This window comes from Halogeometricum sp. CBA1124, from assembly GCF_009741955.1.
GTDB lineage: Archaea > Halobacteriota > Halobacteria > Halobacteriales > Haloferacaceae > Halogeometricum > Halogeometricum rufum.
In genome coordinates this window covers 1-5,210 of record NZ_WPCD01000236.1, presented here as the reverse complement: position 1 = coordinate 5,210, position 5,210 = coordinate 1, and the positions used below count along the sequence as shown (strand labels likewise).

Annotated in this window: 4 protein-coding genes and 3 pseudogenes; 3 read left to right on the top strand and 4 right to left on the bottom strand. The window is 69.0% G+C overall.

Annotated elements, in window-relative coordinates:
- Both GJ632_RS19210 and GJ632_RS19205 read right to left on the bottom strand, forming a co-directional pair.
- Window positions 1-1,690 (bottom strand): DEAD/DEAH box helicase (locus GJ632_RS19210; protein ID WP_191453771.1); only part of this gene is annotated, 1,690 nt, incomplete at its 3' end.
- A 98-nt stretch (window positions 1,691-1,788) separates the two neighbouring features.
- On the bottom strand, window positions 1,789-2,040 hold the full coding sequence (locus GJ632_RS19205; RefSeq protein WP_191453772.1) for a HalOD1 output domain-containing protein: 252 nt from the start codon (window positions 2,038-2,040) through the stop codon (window positions 1,789-1,791).
- A gap of 175 nt (window positions 2,041-2,215) precedes the next feature.
- Between GJ632_RS19205 and GJ632_RS26085 the strand changes: the two are divergent.
- From GJ632_RS26085 to GJ632_RS19195, 3 genes and pseudogenes are all read left to right on the top strand, one after another.
- Window positions 2,216-2,437: pseudogene (locus GJ632_RS26085) on the top strand (MBL fold metallo-hydrolase); the annotation flags it as partial.
- 4 nt (window positions 2,438-2,441) lie between these two features.
- The gene (locus tag GJ632_RS19200; protein ID WP_394351837.1) at window positions 2,442-3,023 is read left to right on the top strand and encodes an MBL fold metallo-hydrolase; all 582 of its coding nucleotides are present in this window, start codon (window positions 2,442-2,444) and stop codon (window positions 3,021-3,023) included.
- A 335-nt stretch (window positions 3,024-3,358) separates the two neighbouring features.
- Window positions 3,359-3,709, top strand: coding sequence for a hypothetical protein (locus GJ632_RS19195; protein WP_191453770.1), 351 nt, complete (start codon window positions 3,359-3,361; stop codon window positions 3,707-3,709).
- Window positions 3,710-3,718: 9 nt separating this feature from the next.
- Here GJ632_RS19195 and GJ632_RS19190 read toward each other — a convergent pair.
- A pseudogene (locus GJ632_RS19190) lies at window positions 3,719-4,497 on the bottom strand (isopentenyl phosphate kinase).
- Window positions 4,494-5,210 (bottom strand): annotated as a pseudogene (mvk, locus tag GJ632_RS19185) (mevalonate kinase); the annotation flags it as partial. The pseudogenes mvk and GJ632_RS19190, both read right to left, overlap by 4 nt.

The window sequence follows — 5,210 nt, the reverse complement described above, 5'->3', positions numbered from 1 at the left end:
CGCGCGCCATCCGCCCGCGCTTGCCGACGAGGCGTTCGCCCACGTCGAACTCCTCGTAGTGGTGTTCGCCGTCCGGCGGGTCGTTGGTGTCGCGCCACACCTTCGCGTAGACGTTCTTCTCCTCTAGCTCCTCGTAGTCGGCCGTGAGGTAGGCCATCAGTCGCTCCCACTCGGCGTCGGAGAAGTCGCGGTAGGGGTACGCGCGCCGGAGCGTCTGCCGCACCTCCGCCTCGCGCCGCACGCCGTTGATGGCCATGCCGTAGACGTGTTGGGCCGCGACGTCCTGAGCGTTCTCGGGGACGAACACCCGGTCGACGAACCCCTCTTCGGCCTTCTTCAGCATCACCGCGCACTCGACCAACTCGTCCCTGTCGAGGGCGACGACTCGCCCCTCGACGGTCTGTCCGAGTCGGTGGCCCGCGCGGCCGACTCGCTGGAGCAACGAGGCGACGGACTTCGGCGACCCCACCTGCACCACGAGGTCGATGTGCGGCATGTCGATACCGAGTTCGAGGCTGGTGGAGGTGGTCACCACGTCGAGGTTCCCCTCCTTCAACTCCCGCTCTATCTCCTGTCTGCGGTCCTTCGACAGACTGCCGTGGTGACAGCCCGAGTTGGTCTCGTCGTAGCCGTCGTAGTTCTCTCTGAGGTTGTGCAGGACGCGTTCGGCTCCCGACCGGGTGTTCGTGAAGACGAGCGTGTTCGTGTGCGAGCGAATCAACTCGTCCAGTCTGTCGTAGAACCGTTCCTGCACGACGCCGCGCGGTGTGTCGATGAGGTCGTCGGTCGGACACTCCAACTGCAGGTCGAAGTCGCGGACGAACCGCGTGTCCACGAGTTCGTAATCGCGGGCGGTGCCGTCGGGGTCGCCAGACTCCGTCTGACTGCTCGCCGAGGTCCCCTCGGCGGTGTCGCGTCCGACGAGGAACTCCGCCATCGTCGTGAGCGGTTCGACCGTCGCCGAACAGCCGATTCGGGTCGGCGAGGCGTCGCAGAGGTTCTCCAGTCGTTCGAGCGACACCGAGAGGTGCGTGCCGCGCTTGTTGTCCGCGAGGCTGTGAATCTCGTCCACGACGACGTACTCGACGGTCCGGAGCTTCTCCTTGAACTTCGGGGAGTTCAGCAGGATGGCCAGCGTCTCGGGCGTCGTGTTGAGGATGTGCGGCGTCGTCTCCAGCATCTTCTGCCGGTCGGCGCTGGAGGTGTCGCCGTGGCGGATGGCGTGACGGATGGTCACCTCCTCGCCGCGTTCGTCCATCCGGTCGGCGATTCCCTCCAGCGGTTGGGTGAGGTTGCGGTGGATGTCGTTTGCCAGCGACTTCAGCGGCGAGACGTACAGGCAGTAGACGGAGTTGTCCAGGCCGTCCGCGAGTTCCCTGTCGCGGCGGAAGAGGTCGTTGATGATGGCGGTGAAGGAGGCCAGCGTCTTCCCGGACCCGGTGGGCGCGCAGATGAGGGCGTTCTCCGAGTCGTCGATGAGGGGGACCGCCTCGCGTTGCGGCGGCGTGAAGAACCCGCCGTTGCCGCCGACGTAGCGCCCGAACTGACCGACCCACCACTCTCGGACGGACGGTTCGAGTCGCGAGAGCACGTCCTCGTCCGCGAGCGGAACGGTCTCGGGGTCGAAGTCGAACGGGTCGTCCGTCCGCTCGGCCGCCTCGCAGAGAAGTCGCCTGCCACGGCTACTCATTACCCGCAGTCAGGACTGCGTCTGTAAGTCGGTTGCGCCCGCACGGCGGCCGGTGCAGTCGCTCACGGCGTCGGTCCGGCAGAACGAGTCGACGACTCTCACTCGACGGGCGAGACGGATACCGTCCGGTCGGCGCGGACGGTCACGCGGAAACCCGCGTACCGGAACTCGATGCGGCCGGCCGTTCGGTGGCCGTCGAACAGTGCGTCGAGGGCGTCGGGGTCTATCGCCCCGTACAACGGCGGTAACTCCAGCACCGGCCTGTCGGCGGCGGAACTGACTGCTCGGACGACGGCCATACTTACCGAATCGTCGGGTTCGACCGCAGACTGCGACGTGCTCGCACTCATTGCCATACGGGCTGCCAATTAGCACCACCACATATCAATACTCGTCAGACATTCGTCTAGAGAGCGGTATTAACGAGTGATTATCTCTGCTTCTTACCTGTTCGTCCCCCGGCCCGCCGACGGAGTCGACCCCGAGCCACCAACTTATACCACCGCCGTCGGCGTACTCGCCGTCATGCGCGTCACGTTTCTCGGCACCGGAAGCGCGATGCCGCTTCCCGACCGGATGCAGACGGGACTCCTCGTCGAGTCCGACGACCGGTCACTCCTCGTCGACTGCGGAAGCGGCGTCCTCAACCGCCTCGCGAACACCGACGTCGGCTACGAAGGCGTCGGTACGGTCCTCCTCACCCACCACCACCTCGACCACGTCTCCGACCTCCTCGCCCTCCTGAGGCGCGGTGGTTGGCCGGCGAGACGCACCTCGAAGTCGTCGGTCCGACCGGGACCAAGCGACTCCTCGACGGCCTCCTCGACGTGCACGACTACCTGCAGGGACGCGTGGACCTGCAGGTCCGCGAAGTCACCGCCGGGTCCTTCGAAGTCGCCGGCTTCGAAGTCGAGCGCGGGAGACGAGACACTCCACGGACTGCCTCGCGTATCGGTTCGCGGGCGACGGTGGGGGCGACGACGGGACGGGAGACGACGACGGTGGCACCGACGGCGAGGAACGCGCGGCCGCCGAGCGACGCGACTTCGTCTTCTCGGGCGACACGGAGGCGTTCGAGGGCCTCGCGAACTTCGCCGACGGCGCGGCCGTCCTCGCGCACGACTGCTCGTTCCCCGACGAGGTGGACGTGTCGAATCACCCGACCCCGTCGCAGTTGGGCGCGGCACTCGCCGGACACGACGTGGGCCGCGTCTACCTCACGCACCTGTATCCGCACACCGAGGGGAAACACGAGGAGATGCTGGCGTCGGTGGGCAACCGGTACGACGGCGACGTGCGGTTCGCCCGCGACGGCCTCCGCGTCGACATCTGAACCGCAACATCTGACTCTCGGCATCCGACTCTCGGCATCTGACTCTCGATACCGTGTCGTCGACGGGAACGTACTTGTCCGAAGACGAAGACGCTCGCCTATGAACCGCCGCCGGTTCCTCGCCGCCCTCCCACTCTGCTTCGCTACGGGCTGTCTCGGCGCGTCGCCGTTCGCTCCGAACCCACATCCGAAGCGCGTCTTCGTCGCGCAGGTGGACCCCCTCCCGGAGGAGTTCGAGTTCCGAATCGACGCCGACGTGCGCACCGAGACGGTGACCGACGACCACCCCGCGACGCTCGTCCTCACGGCGACGAACGGGGGGGGACGCGCGACCGGTGAGCGTCGCGACGGGCAAGTGCAGTCCGTTCAATCGCTCTCGGGGCCGGAGCGACGGCGGGGGGCTGTGGCTGTATCGAGCGGGAGCGGAACCCGGCGAGCGGCCTCGAAACCGGTGGACTCGCGGCGGCGACGGTGTCCGGACCCACCCGGCGTACGGGTGTGCGATGCGCGAGTGGGCCGCCGGCGAGACGCGGACGTACGAGTACGGCGTGTGGGACGACGAGCGGACGGACGGGTACTACGAACCGGGCTGGTATCGGTGGCGTCTCCCCGTGCGCGTCGGGAAAGGGGAAGACGAACAGGAGTCGACGTGGTTCCTCAAACTCCGCGTGGTCGACGCCGAGTGAGGGGTCGGCTCAGCCCCGAATCACGGTGCCGGCGTCGTCGCCGGCGAGGAAGGCGTCGAGAGCGTCGGGACCGAACACGTGCGCGGGCGCGCCGAGTTCGAGGAGGGCGCGCACCTTCGCGGCCATCCCGCCGGTCACGTCCGTCGTCTCGCTCCCGCCCAGCACCGCGGCCACGTCCTCGAACGCGGTAATCTCCGGAATCACCTCGTCGTCGGCGTCGAGGACGCCGGGGACGGTCGAACAGAGGCCGACCCGGTCGGCGTCGAGTCCGCGCGCCAGCGTCGTGACGAGTTCGTCGCCGCTGACGATGGTCGCGCCGGCGTCGGCGTGGACGACGACGTCGCCGTGGAGGACCGGGACGAACCCCTCCGACAGCATCGTCGCCGTCGAGTCGAGGGGCAACGAGAGCTCGTCGTCGGCGTCTCTGGCGGCCGCAGAGAGGGGATGGACCGGGAGAGCGGTGACGCCGGCGTCCTGCAGTCGGGTCACGACGCGTCGTTCAGGCGACGCATCGCGTCGTGAATCTCGAAGACTGCGCCGGCGTCGCGCGTGCCGGCGGTGTCGCTGACGCCGTGCTTCTCGGCGTTGTGGTGGCCGAAACTGCCGCCGCCGTGGACGACGACGAGACTGGGGTCGCCGCCGGCCCGCGCCCCGCCGGCCGCGGCGCGTCCCTCCGCGGCGGCGTTCGCAATCGCCGCGACGGCGGCGTCGAGTCGGTCCTCGTCCACCGTCTCCGGCGTGGACTTGTCCGTCACGACGCTGCCGCCCAGTTTGAGGACGGTCGTCATTCCTCCTCCACCCGGACGCCGTCCGGGGCGAGTTCGGCGCGGAACACGTCCTGACATTCGGCGGTGTAGCGCAGAGCCGTCTCCGTCTCCGGCGTCTCGTCCAGGGCGACGATGCAACCCCCGCCGCCCGCGCCGGTGAGTTTCGCGCCGTGCGCGCCGGCCTCGCGGGCGGCCCACACCATGTTGTCCAGCGTGCGCGAGGAGACGCCGAGCGCTTCGAGGAGGCCGTGGTCGAAGTCCATCAGGCGGCCGAGTTCCGCGAGCAGTTCGTCGGTCGGTTCCGCCGCGGGGTCGGCGTCCGCGAGGACGGACTCGCCGTGGCGGACCAGGTCGCCGATGCTCCCGACGGTGTCGGCGGCGAAGCCGTACTCCTCGCGGAGTTCGCGGCGCCCGCGACGAGTTTACCCGTGTCGCCCGCGCCGCCGTCGAAGCCGACGACGAACGGGAGGTTCGGCGCGTCGATGCGGCGGCAGTCGTCGCCCTCGACGCGGACCGCACCGCCGACCGCACAGCAGAACGTGTCCGCGCGGGAGGCCTGTCCGTCCTGCACGTCGTACTCCGCGCGGTAGGCGCGTTCGGCGAGTTCCTCGGGGGAGAGCGGGTGGCCGAGTTCGCGCGTCGCGGCGTCGATACCGGCGACGACGACGGCCGCCGACGACCCGAGGCCGGCGCCGAGAGGGATGGCGCTCTCGACGGTGACGTCGAACCCGGCG

Excerpts from the sequence above, each read along its gene's own strand:
- GJ632_RS19205 (WP_191453772.1), bottom strand. The coding sequence starts at position 2,040 with ATGAGTGCGAGCACGTCGCAGTCTGCGGTCGAACCCGACGATTCGGTA.